General features: G+C 65.6%; 14 protein-coding genes. 8 read left to right on the top strand and 6 right to left on the bottom strand.

The window, feature by feature from the left end:
* Positions 1 to 31 precede the first annotated feature (31 nt).
* Positions 32 to 1,000 carry an IS1595 family transposase gene (locus tag GJ700_RS14490; RefSeq protein WP_154374969.1) on the bottom strand — a complete coding sequence of 323 codons (969 nt, stop codon included), beginning with the start codon at positions 998 to 1,000 and terminating at the stop codon, positions 32 to 34.
* Between the two features lie 156 nt (positions 1,001 to 1,156).
* Between GJ700_RS14490 and GJ700_RS14485 the strand changes: the two genes are divergently transcribed.
* The 5 genes from GJ700_RS14485 to GJ700_RS14470 are packed head-to-tail and all read left to right on the top strand — an operon-like array spanning position 1,157 to position 4,650.
* A complete protein-coding gene (locus GJ700_RS14485) occupies positions 1,157 to 1,696 on the top strand; it encodes a GbsR/MarR family transcriptional regulator (protein ID WP_154374967.1) in 540 nt (179 codons plus the stop codon).
* Between the two features lie 2 nt (positions 1,697 to 1,698).
* Positions 1,699 to 2,109 carry a thiol-disulfide oxidoreductase DCC family protein gene (locus GJ700_RS35475; protein WP_229507008.1) on the top strand — a complete coding sequence of 137 codons (411 nt, stop codon included), beginning with the start codon at positions 1,699 to 1,701 and terminating at the stop codon, positions 2,107 to 2,109.
* Positions 2,106 to 2,570 (top strand): cell division protein, encoded by a 465-nt coding sequence (locus GJ700_RS35470; RefSeq protein WP_229507007.1) that lies wholly within the window; start codon positions 2,106 to 2,108, stop codon positions 2,568 to 2,570. The genes GJ700_RS35475 and GJ700_RS35470 overlap by 4 nt, the downstream gene beginning before the upstream one ends.
* Positions 2,567 to 3,199 (top strand): DUF4166 domain-containing protein, encoded by a 633-nt coding sequence (locus GJ700_RS14475; RefSeq protein ID WP_154374963.1) that lies wholly within the window; start codon positions 2,567 to 2,569, stop codon positions 3,197 to 3,199. Before GJ700_RS35470 ends, GJ700_RS14475 begins: the two co-directional genes overlap by 4 nt.
* A complete protein-coding gene (locus tag GJ700_RS14470; protein WP_154374961.1) occupies positions 3,196 to 4,650 on the top strand; it encodes a TIGR01777 family oxidoreductase in 1,455 nt (484 codons plus the stop codon). Before GJ700_RS14475 ends, GJ700_RS14470 begins: the two co-directional genes overlap by 4 nt.
* Before the next feature lie 12 nt (positions 4,651 to 4,662).
* Here GJ700_RS14470 and GJ700_RS14465 read toward each other — a convergent pair whose 3' ends face one another.
* On the bottom strand, positions 4,663 to 5,193 hold the full coding sequence (locus tag GJ700_RS14465; RefSeq protein WP_154374959.1) for a CcdC protein domain-containing protein: 531 nt from the start codon (positions 5,191 to 5,193) through the stop codon (positions 4,663 to 4,665).
* Positions 5,194 to 5,231: 38 nt separating this feature from the next.
* Positions 5,232 to 6,458, bottom strand: a complete 1,227-nt coding sequence (locus GJ700_RS14460) for a D-amino acid dehydrogenase (protein WP_154374957.1) — start codon at positions 6,456 to 6,458, stop codon at positions 5,232 to 5,234.
* Between the two features lie 145 nt (positions 6,459 to 6,603).
* Here GJ700_RS14460 and GJ700_RS35000 point away from each other — a divergent pair, with 145 nt between their 5' ends.
* Positions 6,604 to 6,765, top strand: a complete 162-nt coding sequence (locus tag GJ700_RS35000) for a hypothetical protein (protein WP_195763904.1) — start codon at positions 6,604 to 6,606, stop codon at positions 6,763 to 6,765.
* Between the two features lie 21 nt (positions 6,766 to 6,786).
* On the opposite strand, the gene GJ700_RS14455 is transcribed toward GJ700_RS35000, so the two are convergent.
* Both GJ700_RS14455 and GJ700_RS14450 read right to left on the bottom strand, forming a co-directional pair.
* Positions 6,787 to 11,193, bottom strand: a complete 4,407-nt coding sequence (locus GJ700_RS14455; protein WP_154374955.1) for a translocation/assembly module TamB domain-containing protein — start codon at positions 11,191 to 11,193, stop codon at positions 6,787 to 6,789.
* Positions 11,193 to 13,022, bottom strand: coding sequence for an autotransporter assembly complex protein TamA (locus GJ700_RS14450; RefSeq protein WP_308700679.1), 1,830 nt, complete (start codon positions 13,020 to 13,022; stop codon positions 11,193 to 11,195). The genes GJ700_RS14455 and GJ700_RS14450 overlap by 1 nt, the downstream gene beginning before the upstream one ends.
* A gap of 90 nt (positions 13,023 to 13,112) precedes the next feature.
* Between GJ700_RS14450 and queC the strand changes: the two genes are divergently transcribed.
* Complete coding sequence (gene queC / locus GJ700_RS14445; RefSeq protein WP_154374953.1) at positions 13,113 to 13,826, top strand: 7-cyano-7-deazaguanine synthase QueC; 714 nt, start codon at positions 13,113 to 13,115, stop codon at positions 13,824 to 13,826.
* A 153-nt stretch (positions 13,827 to 13,979) separates the two neighbouring features.
* Complete coding sequence (locus GJ700_RS14440; RefSeq protein WP_154374950.1) at positions 13,980 to 17,036, top strand: CHASE domain-containing protein; 3,057 nt, start codon at positions 13,980 to 13,982, stop codon at positions 17,034 to 17,036.
* Positions 17,037 to 17,058: 22 nt separating this feature from the next.
* Here the strand turns inward: GJ700_RS14440 and GJ700_RS14435 are convergent, their stop codons facing one another.
* Positions 17,059 to 17,439 carry a hypothetical protein gene (locus tag GJ700_RS14435; RefSeq protein ID WP_154374948.1) on the bottom strand — a complete coding sequence of 127 codons (381 nt, stop codon included), beginning with the start codon at positions 17,437 to 17,439 and terminating at the stop codon, positions 17,059 to 17,061.
* Between the last annotated feature and the right edge of the window lie 456 nt (positions 17,440 to 17,895).

The raw sequence follows: 17,895 nt of genomic DNA, 5'->3' as shown, positions 1-17,895 counted from the left end.
CCGGGTAGCACCGGACCTGGCTTTTTTTAGGCTATGTCCCTGCAAACCGTGGAAAGTGTCCAATTGCCGCTTTGAGCAGACTTTCGGCGGTATCGATGCGATGTGCATCAAGGATGCAGCGCCAGCCCAGGTAATTCGGCAGGTAACGCGTGGCGACGCCGTGGAAACGGTGCAGCCAGGCGCGGAAGCGGCTGTGGTAGGCGTTGACGTTTTGGACATGCAGCGCGCCGCGCGTGCGCACACCGGCGCGCAGGTTGACCGCTTCATGGGTGATCCCGCTCTCGCGGGCAAAGGCGCGGTAGGCCGCGTTGGCATCGGTCACCAGCAGGATGTCGGGATCGAGCGCCGGCCGCAGGCACTGGTGCAGGGCGGTGCGGGTGAGCGCGCCGCGCCCGGTGACGAAGTCGAGCGTGCGGCCATTGCGGTCGCGCGCCACCAGGATGCACACCTGTTCGTGTGAAATCCCGCGCCGGCGAGCGTGCCCGCCCCGGCGGCGCGGCGGCCGGTCCAGGTGGCGCGATCCCTTCTGCGACTCCAGCAAGAACATTTCGTCGGCCTCGGCAATGCCATGCAGCAGCGGTGCGCGGTCGGTGCGGGGCAGCGCCAGGAAGCGGTGGCGCCAGCGGAACGTGGTATTGCGGTGCACGCCGAGGCGGCTGGCGGCATGGCGCAGCGAATGCGACGCCAGCATGCCGTCGAGGTAGGCCAGCCACCGTTCCTTATAGTGGAGCCTGGCCAGCGGCGTGCCGGTCAGCGTATTGAAGGTTTTGCCGCACGTGCGGCAGCGGTAGCGCTGCAGGCCGCTTTCGCGGCCATGCCGGTACCAGCGGGTGCCGGCGCAGCGCGGACAGCACAGTTTTTCCTGCGCCGCCTGGTCCAGCAGCCTGCCCACGTGCTGCCTGGCGTCGGCCTGGCCCAGCCGGACCTGCAGCTGGGTGCATTGCCGTGAAGTCAGTAACGCCAGTTGCGCCAACAGCGATGCGAATGCCTGCGTTTCCATGATCTGTCTCCAGTCCCGGGATGATATTGCTTGGACCGGGAACGAAAAGCAGAGTTCCACGAAAGTTGCAGACAGCGCCTTTTTTTACGGGTTTTCTTGACATGGCCGCTCATTTGATCTTTAATTTCTGTAACGACAGAAATAAAGGAAAGTTTCATGCAACTGAGCCCGACCATGCAAAAGTACATCCTCCACTGGGGCGAAATGGGAACGCGCTGGGGCGTGAACCGCACCGTGGCGCAAATCCATGCGCTGCTGTTCCTGTCCAATACGCCGCTGAACGCGGAAGACATCGTGGAAACCCTGGGCGTGGCCCGTTCCAACGTCAGCAACAGCCTGAAGGAATTGCAGAGCTGGGGCCTGGTCAAGGTCAGCCACGTGATGGGCGACCGGCGCGACCATTTCGTCGCGTTGCAGGACGTGTGGGAAATCTTCCGCGTCATCGTCGAAGAGCGCAAACGGCGTGAAATCGATCCGACCCTGACGGTGCTGCGCGAATGCGCGATCGAGGCGGAAACGGATGCGGCGCTCGACGATGCCGCCCGCAAGCGCATGAACGATGTGTTGGGCTTCATGGAAATGCTGGGCGCCAGTTACGAAGACTACAAGCACATCCCCCCGGCCACCATGCTGAAGCTGCTGAAAATGGGCGGCAAGGTCGCCCGCTTCCTGGGGCCGGACGACAAGGAGGAGTGACCATGGACACGCCCGGACTGACCCTGTATTACGACGGCGCTTGCCCGTTCTGCGCCGCTTCGATGGCGCAACTGCGTGCCTGGAACCGGCGTGGCGCGCTGGCGTTCACCGATATCCGCGCCGGCGGTTTCGATCCCGCGCCGCTGGGCGTGACGATGGCGGCGCTGGACCGCGAATTGCACGGCGTGACGGCCGATGGCCGCCTGCTGGTGGGCGTCGATTGCATCGAAGCCGCGTACACGCTGGCGGGACAGGGCTGGCGCGTGGTGCTGTTGCGTTGCAAACCGTTGCGGCCGGTGCTGGCGGCGCTATACCGCAAGTTTGCGCTGCACCGGTATCGCATCTCCGGGTGGCTGGGCTATACGGTGGCGTCGCCGTGCAAGGATGGCGTGTGCAGACTGGAGCGGCCATGACCAAGATTGCCACTGACGTGACTGAACCCGCCGCGCGTCGCTGGCTGGTGTACTGGCTGTACGCCGCGGCGCTGGCGCACCTGCTGGCGGGCTTGCTGCTGCCATGGTTATCCGGTATGCCTTTCCTCGACGATTACCACCGCAGCATTGCCGCCGGCTTCTGGGCGGGCGCCGCTCCCACCGAAGCGCATGCGCAGCAGGCGTGGTGGATGGCGCTGTTCGGCCCCACGATGCAAAGCGTGGGCCTGTGGATGTTCGCGCTGGTGCAGATCGGCCACCGCCAGCGCAGCGCGGCCGTGTGGGCGTGGCTGATTGCCGGCATCGTGTTGTGGGCGCCGCAGGACATGCTGTTGTCGCAGCGCGCGGGTGTGCTGGCCAATGTATGGCTGGACTTGTTTGCTGTCGCCACCATGCTGCCGCCGCTGGTGTGGCTGTGGCGGATGGACCGGAGGGGCGCATGATTCCGTCCGAAGGGGAGTTATTCAAGAAAATCCTGGGCAGCGAATGGACGCGGTTGCACCCCGACATCCAGCGCCGCTTCGACAAGAACCCCGCACCCGGCAAACCGCTGCTGTACGAAGGCGTGCTGGACGAATTGCGCGCATCGCGCTTCGGCAAGCTGCTGGGCCACCTGGCGGGGCCGCTGGTCCAGGGCGCGTTGATTCCCTATGATGCCACCGGCGTGCCGGTGCATATCGAGGTGTATTCAAAACCGGATTGCCCGCATATTTTCAAGCAGCGCCTTTATCGCATCGCGGGGCGCAAACCGATCCGCTTCACGTCCTACATGGCGGAAAGCGCGAAGGGCGAAGTACTGGAATACGTGGGCATGGGACTGGGCATGAAGCTGACGCTGTACGTCCAGGATGGCAACCTGCATTTCACCAGCGACGGCTATTTCTGGGATGTGCTGGGCTGGCGCATCCCGCTGCCGGATATCCTCACGCCGGGCAAGACGTACCTGTGCCACCGTAACAATGGACCCAACCAGTTCGATATCCGTATTGAAATCCGCCATCGGCTGTTTGGCCTGGCATTCGTGCAGGCGGGCGTATTCCGCGAGCGGGCGGCAACCTGGGAGGCGGCATGAACACGCATGTATTGGCACTGCAACTGATGGCCGCGCAGGGAATATTGGGCGCGTTCGACACGATTTACCACCACGAGTTGACGGAAGCGCTGCCGCAGCAGCCTGGCGCGCGCAAGGAGCTGGCGATTCATGCCGTGCGGGCATCGATTTACAGCGTGCTGTTCATCGGGCTGGCGTGCTTTGCGTGGCATGGCTGGTGGGCGGTGACGCTGCTGGCCGTGTTTGGCGTGGAAATCGTGCTGACCCTGTGGGACTTCGTGACGGAAGACCGGACGCGGCTGCTGCCCGCCACTGAGCGCATCACGCACACGGTGCTGGCGATGAATGGCGGGGCGTTTATCGCGCTGCTGGCCCTGAACACGCCGCAATGGTTTTCGTTGCCCACCGCGCTGGTGTGGCAAACGCATGGGTGGCTCAGCGCCTTCCTTGCGCTGTGCGGTATCGGCGTGGGCTTGTCCGGTGTGCGCGATGCGCTGGCATCCCGTTCGCTGGCCGGTATCGCGCGGGAGGATGGGGCGTCCGTGTTCGACCTGCCGCCGGCGCACGTGCTGGTGACCGGAGCGACGGGCTTTGTCGGCGGCCACGTGGTGCAAGCGTTGCTGCGCGGCGGCCACACGGTGACGGTGCTGACGCGCCATGTGAAGCAGGCGGCGTGGCGCTTTGACGGCAAGGTGCGGTGCATTGCGCACCTGGATGAACTGGCGCCGGCCGAGCGCATCGATGTCGTCATCAACCTGGCCGGTGCGCGCATCCTGGGCTGGCGCTGGAGCGCGCAACGCAAAGCGGCGCTGCGCGCCAGCCGCATCGCATTGACGCAGCGGCTGGTGGCATGGATGGCGCGGGCCCAGCACAAGCCGAAGCTGCTGCTCAATGCCTCGGCCATCGGCTATTACGGCATCCAGCCGCAGGGCGATGCAAGGCAACTGGACGAGGCGGCCGCGCCGCAGGACATCTTCATGTCGCAGTTGTGCCAGGAATGGGAGGCGGCGGCGCGCCAGGCGGCGCAATATGGCGTGCAGGTGGCGTGCCTGCGTTTTGGCCTGGTGCTGGGCCGGCAGGGCGCCTTGCCGATGATGCTGATGCCGATCCGGCTGGGGTTGGGCGGACCGCTGGGCGGCGGGCGGCAAGCGCTGTCGTGGATCCACGTGGACGATATCGTGCGGGGGATGGCGCACCTGTGGCGTCAGGGCAGCGAGGGCGCTGACGTGGCCGGCGGCTGGAATTTCACGGCGCCGGACATCGTCTCGCAGGGGGAATTCAGCCGCATTGCCGCCGGCGTGGCGCGCCGGCCGGGCGGGATGCCGACGCCGGGCTGGCCGGTACGGCTGCTGCTGGGGGAGCAGGCGGATTTGCTGCTCGAAGGGCAGGCAGTGGCGCCGCGGCGCTTGCAGGCGAGCGGCTTTGCCTTCCGTTATCCGGCCATGCGGGAGGCGCTGGCCAGCGTGATGTGATCCGCTCAGTGATTACGTTAATTCCGGGCCGGTATCGGCCGGATGGGCTTTGCGCCAGCGGATCATGCCGATCGAATACGCAGCGCAATAGCCCAGCATCAGTCCCAGTGGCAGCACCGTGCCGGGGCTTTGCACGAAATCTTTTTGTGACATCAATTCCTGCGCGCTCATATGGTTGCCCAGGTAGATTTCCACGCCACGGTAGACGATGCGGCCGGCGAACAGCAAGAACACCACCAGCGCAATGCGCATGTTCGGCGTGAAGTAGACGCGCGGGCCATACCATTCGAAGCGTGTGCCTTGCAGTGAAAAATGCCCTGCCCAGGCGCCCGCCAGCGCGCCGGCGCCCAGGCAGGACACGGCCAGGATGTTATCGGCCATCGTCAGCGCCATCCACGCCAGGAACAGGGGGAAGAACACGGCCGACATCCAGTGGCGCCAGATCAGCGATTGCTGCCGCGCCAGCATTTGCTTGACCCGCGCATAAATGCGCCACATCAGCAGCGGAATCATCAGCAGGAGGGCGAGGGTCGTGATATCCATACGGTCGGAAGCTTATGAAGGAAAGCCGTGATTTTACTTCACGCCCGCCGCGCGGCCAGCGCCACCGATTGCGCGACCATCTCCGCCGTGGCGGCGGACAGGGTCCAGCCCAGGTGGCCATGGCCCGTGTTGTAGAACACGCGCGGGGAACGGCCCGGACCGACGCGCGGCATCATGTCCGGCATCACGGGGCGCAAGCCTGCCCATGGAATCACGCGGCGCGTTTCCACGTGCGGGAAACACTGGTGTATCCAGTCCATCAGCGGCGCAATGCGCTCGGCGCGGATATCCCGGTTGAACCCGGCGAATTCCGCCGTGCCGGCCACGCGGAAACGGTCGGCGCCCAGGCGGCTGCACACGATCTTGGTGGCGTCGTCCAGCAAGCTGGCGTTCGGGGCGGCGGCCTGGCTGGCGGCATCGTCCAGCTGCACGGTGACGGAATAGCCTTTGACGGGATAGACATTGACGTGGTCGCCGAGGCGGGCCGCCAGCGCGCGGCTGAACGACCCGGCGCAAATGACGACGGCGTCATGGCGCTCCTGCGTCGTATGGCCGTCGATGGTGCAGGCGATGGTGGCGCCGTTGCCGTCGGTGCGCACGTCGGCCACGTGCGCGCCATAGCGGGTGACCGCGCCATGGCGCTGCGCGGCGGCCGCCAGGCCGGTGGTGAATTTATGGATATCGCCGGTGGCATCGGTTTGCGTGTAAAAGCCGCCGTAGTATTGGCCGTGCAGCGTCGGTTCAATGGCGCGCATTTCTTCCGGCGATACGGGGCGGCGTTCCAGTCCGCCTTGCGCCAGCACTTGCGTCACGGCGCGGGCGCGTTCGAAGCCGGGTTTGTCGCGGTAAATGTGCAGGATGCCCTGGCGGCGCAGGTCGAAGGCGATACCTTCTTCCTCCGCCCACGCATACAGGTGCTCGCGCGCGGCAATCGCCATGCGCACGGTGGCAACCGTGTTGTCGCGGTAGCGGGGAATGCCTGCCAGGAATTGTGCGAACCAGGATAACTTGTGCCACGTGGGGGCGGGGTGGACCAGGAACGGCGCCTGCTGGGTGAACATCCACTTGACGCCTTTGGCGACGGTGGCCCAGTGGTTCCACACTTCGGCGTTCGACGCCGACAACTGGCCGCCATTTGCATACGACGTTTCCATGGCCGCATAGCGCTGACGGTCATACAGCGTGACCTCGAATCCCCGCTTCGACAGCGCATACGCTGTCGTCACTCCGGTAATGCCTGCGCCGACCACGGCGATCTTTTTCATGCTAGCTGGCCCGTTCCAAAACGCCGGAAAGAGTACCACAGTGGGGTCAGGCGTGCAGCGATGCACTTTTTTCCCGCACGAATGCACGCGTGACCGGACTGGGAGTGTGGTATGTTGTCAGAATGATCTGCCTCGGAGGGCCATTATGGAACCAGCACTGTCGTCGCCTGCCATCCATGCGCACCGCGCGCCCGATCCGGCGCCTGCGGATGAGCCGGATACGGAACCACAGCCCGGCCAGCCGCACCACCATCCCGAGCCGCCTGTGCCGCAGGACGAACCGGTGCCGGACCACAACCCCAGCTGACGCCGCGGCCCCAGCTACCGCTTAGTCGAACGCCCACGTGTACAGCACGTCCAGCGCATTGTTGGTGCCCGTCTGCAGTTGCAGCGTGATGCGCGGGTTCAGCTTGTAGCGCAGTTTCACCAGGCTGGTGGCGCTGCCCGCGCCCTGTTCAAAGCTGAGGTAGGCGCGCGACGACAAGCGCTTGCCGACCGTCACGACCGTATTTTCCAGCCCCTTGGCCTGGCTGCCGTTCTGGGCTTGTGAAAAGCCCAGTTCATCCAGCCCCAGCTTGCCCGCGATACCGCTGCCGCTGCCGCCAAACAAGGCGCCGGCCGCCGTGCCCAGCAGCGCCATTTCATTGCCGCCCGCATCGGCCAGGCCATGGCCCAACACCAGCCAGGCGAGTTTTTCACTGTCCGGCACCGATGGCGTCGACACCAGTTTCGCTTGCGGCGCCAGCGCCGTGCCCCGCACTTCCACGCCGGCTTCCACATTCGTTTCCGTCAATTGCTCGCCTTCCGGGCGCTTGCGCACGGCCAGGATATTCAAGCCGGGATTGTCATACGCACCCGTGAAATTCAGCACACCACGGTCGATGGTCAGCTTTTGCCCATATGCCGCATACGTGCCGCTGACGACGCGGATGCTGCCGGTCGCGCGCGGCGGGCGGCGGTCCTGGATGCGTACCCGCACCGTGCCCGCCAGTTGCGCATCGATGCCCTTGCCTCTCAGGCGGAAGTCATCGCCCAGGTCCGCTTCCACGTCGACGTTCAGCGGCAGCGCTTTCTGCGCCGCCGCCAGCGCGGCCTGGCCCGGCTTGTTGCGGCCCACGATCACCACGTCGTCGCTGATGGTGGGCGCGTTGTCGGCCGCCAGTTCGATGTTGGCGCGTTCCGCTTTCAGTTTGCCGTCCAGCTGGAAATGCTTCTGGTCGCGCACCAGCGCCGCCCGGCCGCTCAGCACCATGGTCCGGTCCGGCCGCGACAGCACTTGCAGCTGTTCCGCCGTCAACGCCAGTTGCATGGTGGCGTCGCCGCCGGCAAAACGTACCCAGCCATCGGCCCTGGCCGTGCCGCGGTCGCCGTCAAACGTCAGGCGCTGCAATTGCAGCTTGTCGCCCGTGAAATTGGCTTGCAGCTGGCCATTGCGCAGCTTGATGCCCTGGTCGGCCCAGTTCACCACCAGCTTGTCGCCGGCCGCGTCGCCATTGAGCACGGGATCGGCCACCGTGCCGCCGCCGGTGGCATTGATACGCAAGGTTCCATCCAGTTCCAGCCCGGGCATGCCGGCCAGCGGCGCCAGCCACGCGATCGACGCCAGGTTGACGTTGCCGTCGAACGTCAGCGGGCTGGCGCCGGCAATGCGGCCATCCACCAGTTGCGTGGTGGCGTTGATGCGGGCTTGTCCCGCGCGCAGACCATCCAGTTCCACCGCCATGCGCAGCGCGCCGCCCGCCACGTTGGCGCGCGCCTCCAGCTTGCGCAAGCCCAGCGTGACCGGCTTGTCGCCCGAACCCACCACCACCAGGTCGCCCTTTTCGCGGTAGATGCGCGCTTCGCCTTCCAGCGCCGGCGCGCCGCCGGCCGGGCGTTGCAAGTCCAGCGACCAGGCCGCGCCCAGCGCCAGGTCGCTGACGATGTTGTCGCGCCATGCGCTGGACAATTGCGCCAGGTAGCTGGCGGGAACGCCGGTGGCGGCGCCGCGGCTAGTCCAGCGCGTGCCATTCTTTTCCAGCAAATCGATGCGCATGCCACCTTCCGGGAAGCGCAGTGCCGCGCCGCTCAACGCCAGCTGTTCCGGATGCGCCAGGCCGGCAATGCCGCTGCCCGGCGGCGCGGCAAGGCGCAGCGATGCCGGCGCCTGCAGCGACAGCGCAAAGCGTCCCTTGTTTTGCAAGGTCTCGATGACGCCGTTCCACGCGCCCTCCTGCGAACCGCCGCGTACTTTGACCAGCGCATCGAAATCCGCATTGGCGGCGGACAATTGCAGCACGTGGGCGGCCCGGGTTCCGCTCGACGAAAATGCCGCCTGGTTCAGGCTCAGGCCGGGCGACACAAAGCCCGCCAGCGTGACATTGCTGGTGACGGGGTCCATGCCACCCTGGCCCGCGCCCACGCTGGCCGATGCCTTGATGGATTTCAGCTGGTGCCGGCCAAACAGCCGCAAGTCCGCACCATCGAGGCTGAAGTTCGCGGCGGGTTGCGCCAGCGTCCCTGTCAACAGGCCGGCGCCGCGCACCGCGCCGCCAAAATCCGGTCCCAGCACGGCCAGCCGGGGCGCATCGATATTCCAGTCGAGACGGTCGCGTGCCGCGCCAAACGCGCCTTGCACACGCACGCTGTTCGGTCCCAGTTTCACGTCCGCATCGATCCCCGCGATGCGCGGCGCCGGTCCCGGTTCCACGCTGCCTTTGGCGTAGCCCGCCAGCGGCGCGCCGCTGTACGTCGATGGCAGCAAGGCGACGTCGAACACCGCGCGGCCGCTGTTGTAGCCGATGGTGAAATTGCCGTTGATATTGCCCAGCCCATAAGGGCCGAAGGCGGCCGGATCGATTTTCTGCGCCGTGCCGGACGCCTTCAACTCCACGCCGCCCTTGACCAGCGCCGCGTCGCCGCTGGCGCGCAGCACACTGTCTTGCGCCGGATGCCGCGCCGACGGCAGCGTCAGTCCTTTTGCTTCCACCGCGAATGTTGAACGGGGTGCGGCATAGGAACCCGTCACGGCGCCGCTGGCGGTCACGGCGCCGGCCAGGTCGGGGGCAAAGGCGGACAACTGGCGCGCATCCGCCGTCCATTGCAATTGCTCGCCCGGCAAACCGAAGGCGCCGCGCAATTCCGCCGTATTGCGGCCCAGCGCGAGTTTTGCATCGAGGTTGCTGATATGGCGCGCGTCTGCGTGCAACTTGCCATTGCCGGACAGCGGCTGGCCCAGCACGCGGCTGTTCTCGAGTTTGAATGCCGCACCGATTTGCCATGGCGGCGCCAATGTGCCCTGCGCCTGCAGGCTGCCATTCAATTCCGCTTTCGGCGCCGCCACCAGCAGGGACGGGTCGAAGCGGTTGATCGCGGCGCCGGCCGTGAAGGGCTGCTTGTCCTTGAGGCTGGCCGACAGCGTCGCTTCCACCGTGCCCTTGCCGGCGGCAATGCGCGCCTGCTTGACCAGCAATTGCGCGCCGTCCGTCACCGCTTGCGCATCGACGCGCAACAGGGCGTCGGCCAGGTTGACCGTTACCGTCTGGCGCGCGCCCGTGCTGCCCACGGTGATGGTACCGGCCACCCGGGTCGGCTGGATGGCGCCGTGCAGCCCATGCAAGTCCAGTTTCGACGTTTTCAGCGCCAGCGTCGCGGCGTCGATGCCGGCGCTGACGTCGGCGCGCTGGATGCGGCCGTTGCCATCGAAACGGCCCGCCGCGCCCAGATCCAGCACCACATCGTCCAGCGTCGTCACCGTCAATGTGCCGCCGATTTTCGCGCCCGCGCTGCGCAACGGAATGCGTTGCTGGTCCAGCGGCCCGCTGGCGCCGCGGTTTTCCAGCGCCAGCACACCTTGCACGTTGCGGTTGGCCGCTATTGCCGCTTGCAGGCGCAGCGCCAGGTCGGCCTGCGGCCATGCGGGGTTGAAGCGGGCGGGATTGACGCCCTGCGCCTGCATGTCCAGTGAGTGCAGCATGACGGGATCGAACGGCGCCAGCGCCAGCTTGCCGCTGCCATTGGCGTTGCTGGACGTGCCCGTGGCCGCGATCTCCAGCAGCGACAGGTTGCCCCGCACGTCGAGCGCCAGCCGTGCAGGCGTCGATGCCGCAGTGGCCCCGGTCTGCGTCAGGCTGGCCTGGGCGTTCACGGCAAACGGCCGCTGCGCGCCGACCGTGCCGCTGGCGTCGGCGCGTCCCAGCGGCGTCATAGCACTGGCGCCGGAGAGCTTCCATATCTGCGGGCCGCCTTCCAGCTTGAAGCGGATCGCATCGACCTGCACCTTGCCGCCATCGATGCCCACCAATGTCAGCTTGTCCAGCCGCGCGTCGGCCAGCGACAGGGGAAACGGCGGCGCCAGGGTGGCCGGCAGCGTGGCGGGGGGGCTTACCTTCAGCGTTTGCTGTACGGCCGATGCCGCATGCAATTCACTGATGGCGATGCCTTCGGAAAAGTACTGCCAGGGGGACCAGTCGATGGTCACGTCCAGCACGGTCAGGACCGATTCCGGCGTCTTGTGGACGATGCGGTCCACGTGCATGCGGCCATACAGCGAACCCGAGACGCCGGTGACGGCGATCTGCCCGCCGCTGCTGTTGGCCACGCGCTGCACGATTTGCTGCAACGTGGATTCGCGTCCCAGCAGCCAGACGGCGCCGCCCAGCAGCACCAACAGCAGCGCCAGCACGGCCAGCACGATGCGCAGCCAGCGGCGGCGCGGTGGGACCGGAGTAGGGGCGGGAGTCGTGGTATCGGCCATCAGAACGAAATCCCCAGCGAGAAGTGCAGCCGTACTTTTTTCACGGCGTGGCCATAGGCGGCATCGACATTGAGCGGACCGACCGGGCTTTTCCAGCGTACGCCAACGCCATAGCCGGATTTCGGATGCAGTCCCGACAACTGGTCGGCCGCATTGCCCGCGTCATAAAACACGGCCGCGCCCCACGCCGGCCGCAGCCAGTACTGGTACTCCGCGCTGGCCGTGGCCAGGTAGCGGCCGCCGACGGTGGCCGTGCCTTCGTCCACGCCCAGTTCCTGGTACGCATACCCGCGCACCGACTGGTCTCCGCCCGCGCGGAACAGGTAGGTGGCCGGTATCCCGTCCTTTTGTTTCGACAGCACGGCGCCCGCTTCGCCCCGCAGCAGCACCATGTTTTTCGCGTCGAGCGGGAAGTAAAACAAGCCCTTGACGCTGGCGCGGGCAAACGGTTCTTCCGCCAGCAGGGCGCCGCCCAACTGCCAGTTCAGCACATGGCCCTTGGTGGGGAACAGCAGGTTGTCGACCTTGCGGCGCGTGACGGAATAGGTGAGGGGCAGACTGGTGCTGCGCCGGCCCTTGGACCCGTCCACGTCCTTGCGTTCCGTCAGTAATTCCGCCGCGATGCTGCGTTCCAGCAGCGGCGTGCCCCACGCGCGGCGGGCCGTGATGGAAAACGTGTGGGTGTCTTCGCCTTCGATATCGCTGCGCACGTACGCCGCGCCGAAGCTGTCGTTGTAGCCGTCCGCCGTGGTGGGGAAGTAAAAGTCCGCCTTGGCGGTCTGCTTTTTCGTCTCCAGCGTCAGCGCCGACTTCATTTTCAAGCCGTGGATCACCAGGTCATCGTAGTTAATCTGGGCCCGGTTGCCCGTGTTGGTGCTGTAACCCAGGCCGGCGCTGACATTGCGGCGCTTGTTTTCCACCACGCGCACCAGCAGCGGCAGCACGGGTGGCGCCGCCGTCGTCGCCACCGCTGGCGATGGCGCGCCCGCCTGTTGCTCCTTGCCCGCCTCGATTTGTTCGTCCAGCACGGCGGACAGGTCGGCGCTGACTTCCACGCTGGCGAAATAGCCGGTGTCCTGCAGGCGCGTCTGGTACGCCTGCAGCGCCGCTTCGCTGTAGTAATCGCCCGGCTTGATCTGGTTCAGGTTGGCGACGATGGAGGCCGGGTAGCGCTTCAAGCCTTCCACCCGCAGTTCGCCGAAACGCAACTCCGGGCCGCTGTCGAGCACGATGCGCAGGGTGGCCGCATGGCGCTCCGGGTCGACGGCCGCTTCCGTTTCCGTCAGCACGGCGCGCGGGTAGCGCGTCTGCACCACTTGGCGCAACAGCGCGCGCTTGGCCTTTTCCCAGTCTTCCTGGCGGAACACGTCGCCCTTCGGCAACGTCCACGACGCCTTCAATGCCGCCGTGTCGAACGGCGATTGCGGATTCGGCGCAAATCCTTCCAGCACGATGTCCACGCTGTCGACGCGCACCGGCTCACCCGGCTGCACGTCGATGACGACCACCGGTTCGCCGCCGTCGTCGATGCGGGCGCTGACCACGGGACTGAAATAGCCCTCCGTCGCGACCAGCGTCTTCACCTGTTCCGGTGCGGCGCGCACCATGCGCTGCAACTGTTCGCGGTCCATGCGGGCATTGCCGCGGAAGCGCACCACGTCGAGGTTTTCCCGCAGCAGGTCGTCCAGTTTGCCGGGCGCGGCAATGCGCACCGTGTATTGAAATCCCTGTTCCGCCAGCGCGTGCAAGGGCAGGCCGGCGGCAGCCGTGGCGGCCAGCGCGATCAATATAGCGGGGGCGCGATGGCCCGTCATGGAGAGTTGTGCCAAAATTCGTGATCCTGCCTCGATGGGTCACCGGTCATGTTACCGGATCGCCTGCCTGGATGGCGTTCGACTAAGATTTATAAAGGACTAATTATGACTGCTACTGACGCGGCGCTGGTGTTATTCAGCGGCGGCCAGGATTCCACCACTTGCCTGGCCTGGGCGCTGGAGCGTTACGGACGCGTGGAAACCATTGGCTTCGATTATGGCCAGCGCCATGCCATCGAACTGGAAGTGCGTCCGCAATTGCTGGCGCAGATGCGCGCGCACAAGCCGGAATGGGCGGCGCGCCTGGGCGACGACCACATGATCGACCTGGGCCTGATTTCCCAGTTGTCGCACACGGCCATGACGGCAGACATAGAAATCGTCATGCAGGAAAACGGCTTGCCGAACACGTTCGTTCCGGGCCGTAACCTGATGTTCATGATGACGGCCGCCACCCTGGCCTACCGCCGGGGCTTGAACGTGCTGGTGGGCGGCATGTGCGAAACGGATTTCTCCGGTTATCCGGATTGCCGCGACGATACGATGAAGGCGCTGCAAGTGGCGCTGAACCTGGGCATGGCGACCCGCCTGAAACTGGAAACGCCGCTGATGTGGCTGGACAAGGCGCAGACGTGGACGCTGGCGCAGCAACTGGGTGGCCAGGGGCTGGTCGACCTGATCCGTGCCGGCACGCACACCTGCTACCTCGGTGAGCGAGGGGCACTGCACGACTGGGGTTACGGATGTGGAACCTGCCCCGCCTGCGAACTGCGCGCGCGCGGCTATGCGCAGTTTGCCGCCGGTAAGGGAACCCTGTAAGACTGCGCCTGACAATCGGGAAACCATGCCCGATTGTCATTGGCAATACCGTGGTGGTTATTGCCGATAAGCCACAAACTATCGTTGCCTGCACTGGCTGCGTCACGTACTATCGAGGAGATGTTTCCGTTTTCCCCTCGCTGCGTGGAAACAATGGACGAGCCTACTTCCCGGCCCAAACAACGCCGGCTGCCGCAGGATTTGCTCAGCCCCGCCTTGACGTCGGGGCTGGTTCTGGCTGTGTGTCTCGGCGCCACGTGGTGGGTGTGGGACAACGCCGGCGCCGATGCGGAACGGGACAACCAGGCCGACTTCAATTACCGCGTCCACGAACTGGTCAACAATATCGCGCAGCGCATGCAAACCTATGTGCAGGTTTTGTATGGCGCACAGGGTTTATATGCGAGTTCCGAATATGTGAGCCGCGACGAATTCCACAGCTATGTCACTGGCCAGGGGTTGAACGAACACTTCCCCGGCATCCAGGGGATCGGCTATATCCGCCTGGTCGATGGCGGCCAGCGCAGCGTGCACATTGCCACCGTGCGCAGCGAAGGATTCCCCGACTATACGATACGCCCCGCGGGCGAGCGGCCGCAATATGCGCCCATCGTGTACCTGGAGCCATTCGAAGGGCGGAACTTGCGCGCATTCGGCTATGACGCGCTGTCGGAACCCGTGCGCCGCGCCTCGCTGGAGCTGGCGCGGGATACCGGCATGCCCGCCATGTCGGGCAAGATCACGCTGGTGCAGGAAACGTCGGAGCGCGGCCCGGCTGGTTTCCTGGTGGTGTTGCCGGTCTACCGCAACGGCGCGCCGCACGCGACGTTGCAACAGCGCCGGGCCGCCATTGCCGGCTGGGTGTATTCGCCGTTCCGCATGGCCGATGTGATGGCCGGCATCGGCGGCGAAGGGGCGGCCAGCCTGGACGTGGAAATTTACGATGGTGACGACGTCGATGCGGCTAACCGCATGTATGACAGCGTGGCCGATGTGCCCGGAGCGCGCGTGCGCCGCACGGTGCAGAAGATCAGCATCGCGGGCCACCGCTGGACCATCCGTATCGGTGGTATCCCGGGCAGCGCCGCCGGCGCCGAGCGCGATGGCCGGATGCAGCTGATCGGCGTGTCGGGTGTGGTGCTGAGCGCCGTGCTGGCGGCACTGGCCTGGCTGCTGGCGCACAGCCGGCGCAAGTCGCGCGCCGCGCTGGCGCAGGCAAGGGAACTGGCGGATGAACTGGCGCAAGGCCAGGCCAATATCGTGGCCATGGCGGAGAGTTCGCAGCGCAGCCAGCAAGTCTTGCGCAGCATTCTCGATTCCACCGTGGATGGCATCCTGGTGGACGACTTCCGTGGCGCCATCCTCAATTCGAACCGGCGCTTCCGCGAATTGTGGAACTTGCCGGAACAGCTGGACTGGCAGGAGGACGGCGCCACCCTGATGCGGCACATGTCGGCGCAACTGGTGTACCCGCCCGTGTTCGATGAAGCGGTCAAACGCATGCTGGCGTCGAATGAAGAACAGCGCGCCCAGTTGCACCTGAAGGATGGCCGCGTGCTGGAGCAATACACGCGCGGCATTTTCCTCGGTAGCGAATCGGTGCGGCTGTGGTCCTTCCGTGACATCACCGAGCGCACTCATGGCGAAAGGCGCGAACAAATGCGCCGCCACGTGCTGGAATTGCTGGCCACCGGCGCGCCTTTGGCGTCGGTGCTGCAAAGCGTGGTGCAGGGCGTGGAAGCGGACAATCCCGGCATGCTGTGCGCGTTGCTGTTGCTGGACGAGGATGGCCGCCGCCTGCTGGTGGGCGCGGCGCCCAGCCTGCCCGCGTTTTTCAACGCCGCGCTGCACGGCCATTACGTGGACATGGGCGAAGGCTGCTGTGGCCAGGCCGTCATGACGGGCGAACGGGTCATCGTGGAAGACATGGGATCCAACCCGTTGTGGCGCCAGTACCGGGATTTGTCGGCCCGCGCGGGCCTGAAGTCATGCTGGTCTGAACCGATCCGCAGCGCCACCGGCAAGATCCTCGGCACGTTTGCGATTTTCCAGCGCGAGCCGCAGCGGCCCAGCGTGGCGCACCTGGCGTTGATCGAACAGGCGTCGCGGCTGGCCGGGATCGCGATCGAACAGGCGCAGGCCGGTGTCGCCTTGCGTGCCGGCGAAGCGCGCTTCCGCAGTCTGTACGACAACGCGCCGGTCGCGCTGTGGGAACAGGACTGGTCGGCAGTGCATGGCGCGCTGCAGGAATTGCAGCAATCCGGCGTGGAAGATGTGCCGCTGTACCTGCAAAACAATCCCAGCCAGCTCGCGCGCATGGCAGCCATGGTGCGTATCGTCGACGTCAATGCCGCGGCGCTGGCGCAGGTGGGCGCGGCGCCGGGCAGCAAGGATTTGTCGGCGTTGTCGCTGGCGCAGAATTTCCACGCGTCCGCCATGCCGGCCTTTGCCCGCGCGCTGGCCGCGCTGCTGCAGGGCGCGCACCTGTTTTCCTGCGAAAGCACGTTCCAGCGGCTCGATGGCGCGACACGCCAGAACGAGCTGACCTTGCTGGTGATGCCGGGCCATACGCACAACCTGGACTTCGTCATCGTGTCGACGGTCGACATCACGGAACGCAAGCGCATGAACGATGAATTGCTGTTGCTGGCGACTACCGACTTTCTCACCGGCTTGCCGAACCGGCGCGAATTCATGGCCCGCCTGGAAGACGAACAGGCCCGCCTGCAGCGCGACGTCGGCGTGCGGGGCGGGCGGGCCGCCGTGCTGATGCTCGACATCGACCACTTCAAGCGCGTCAACGATGAATATGGCCACGCGGCGGGGGATGCGGTGCTGCGCCACCTTGCCGTGCAAATGCGTGAATGCCAGCGCAAGATCGACATGCTGGGCCGCGTGGGCGGCGAAGAATTCGCCGTGCTGCTGCCGGGGGCGGACGTGCCCGCCGCCCTGGCGTTTGCCGAGCGGCTGCGCCAGCGCATCGGCAGCACGCCGCTGGAAATCGATGGCCACGTGCTGGCGGTCACGGTCAGCATCGGCATCGCGGCCATGCATGCGCGCGATCCGGGCGGCGATGCCGCGCTGATCCGCGCCGACAAGGCGCTGTACCGGGCGAAGCGGGGAGGGCGGAACCGGGTGGAACTGGCCGGCGAGGGAAATGAGCCGGCCGGAAAGGAAAAACCGGAAGCGGTGGCGCCTCCGGCTAATTGATTCGGGTTGTTACTACCGCGTGTTATACCGCGTGTTCGAAAGCCGCTTTTTCGCGGTGTTTGCGGTTGCGCGACATGACGTACCAGACGATGGCGGCGGGGATCAGCAGCGGCAGCGTGAATGGGGCGATCACGGCCGCCACGATGATACCGGCCAGCGCCAGGCCCACCACCATCAACACGCCCAGGCCGGCAAACAGGAAGCCGACGAAGATCGCCGCGCACGTGATGGCGATCGCGGCAATCACCAGGCCCAGGCCGCCGAAGACCAGGCCCAGCAAGGCGCCCAGCGGGCCGTGCACTTCTTCGCCATCGATGTTGACGATCATGTCATTGGTGTCGATCGAATTCCATGCGCAAATAGCCAGGATGGCAATGATGGCGATGGCAAAGAGCTTTTTCATTTTGGTTCCCTCGTTGTGGTGTGGTGTTGCTGGTTGGTATGGTGAAACTGTACGCTTCGCGCTTTTGCGCCACCACAAGCGTGCGATAAACGGTGGAAATGACGGGATAAATGGGGCGCTTGCGCCGACAGGCGGTACGCGCGGCGCAGCTTGCTGAAAATATAGGCAGTTTTACCTTGAAATAAAGGCATGATTACCTATACTGACTACCTCACCTGCACATGGAGGGCAATATGGCATGGCTTGAAATTAGCGAGGGTCAATCGATATCCTCGGGATTCGGCAGTGAAATGCGCCAGCGCAGCGCACAGTGTTCAGGTGGACCCAAGGGCCCGCCGTCTGCACCGCCAAGCATTCCGCCGATCATCATCAACCCGTACACCTACCATATGCCGGAGCCGGCGATCGATCCGCGCCGCACGCCGCTGGGGCCGCCTATAGCGCCGCCGCCCCCGC

Source organism: Pseudoduganella rivuli (assembly GCF_009674485.1).
Classification (GTDB): Bacteria; Pseudomonadota; Gammaproteobacteria; order Burkholderiales; family Burkholderiaceae_D; genus Rugamonas; species Rugamonas rivuli_B.
Note: the sequence above shows the minus strand (reverse complement) of the source record. Positions and strands in the feature narration are given on the sequence as shown.

Excerpts from the sequence above, each read along its gene's own strand:
- GJ700_RS14485 (WP_154374967.1), top strand. The coding sequence starts at position 1,157 with ATGCAACTGAGCCCGACCATGCAAAAGTACATCCTCCACTGGGGCGAA.
- GJ700_RS35000 (WP_195763904.1), top strand. The coding sequence starts at position 6,604 with ATGGAACCAGCACTGTCGTCGCCTGCCATCCATGCGCACCGCGCGCCC.
- GJ700_RS14460 (WP_154374957.1), bottom strand. The coding sequence starts at position 6,458 with ATGAAAAAGATCGCCGTGGTCGGCGCAGGCATTACCGGAGTGACGACA.
- GJ700_RS14440 (WP_154374950.1), top strand. The coding sequence starts at position 13,980 with ATGGACGAGCCTACTTCCCGGCCCAAACAACGCCGGCTGCCGCAGGAT.
- GJ700_RS14465 (WP_154374959.1), bottom strand. The coding sequence starts at position 5,193 with ATGGATATCACGACCCTCGCCCTCCTGCTGATGATTCCGCTGCTGATG.
- GJ700_RS14455 (WP_154374955.1), bottom strand. The coding sequence starts at position 11,193 with ATGGCCGATACCACGACTCCCGCCCCTACTCCGGTCCCACCGCGCCGC.
- GJ700_RS14475 (WP_154374963.1), top strand. The coding sequence starts at position 2,567 with ATGATTCCGTCCGAAGGGGAGTTATTCAAGAAAATCCTGGGCAGCGAA.
- GJ700_RS35475 (WP_229507008.1), top strand. The coding sequence starts at position 1,699 with ATGGACACGCCCGGACTGACCCTGTATTACGACGGCGCTTGCCCGTTC.
- GJ700_RS14470 (WP_154374961.1), top strand. The coding sequence starts at position 3,196 with ATGAACACGCATGTATTGGCACTGCAACTGATGGCCGCGCAGGGAATA.
- GJ700_RS35470 (WP_229507007.1), top strand. The coding sequence starts at position 2,106 with ATGACCAAGATTGCCACTGACGTGACTGAACCCGCCGCGCGTCGCTGG.
- GJ700_RS14490 (WP_154374969.1), bottom strand. The coding sequence starts at position 1,000 with ATGGAAACGCAGGCATTCGCATCGCTGTTGGCGCAACTGGCGTTACTG.
- GJ700_RS14435 (WP_154374948.1), bottom strand. The coding sequence starts at position 17,439 with ATGAAAAAGCTCTTTGCCATCGCCATCATTGCCATCCTGGCTATTTGC.
- queC (WP_154374953.1), top strand. The coding sequence starts at position 13,113 with ATGACTGCTACTGACGCGGCGCTGGTGTTATTCAGCGGCGGCCAGGAT.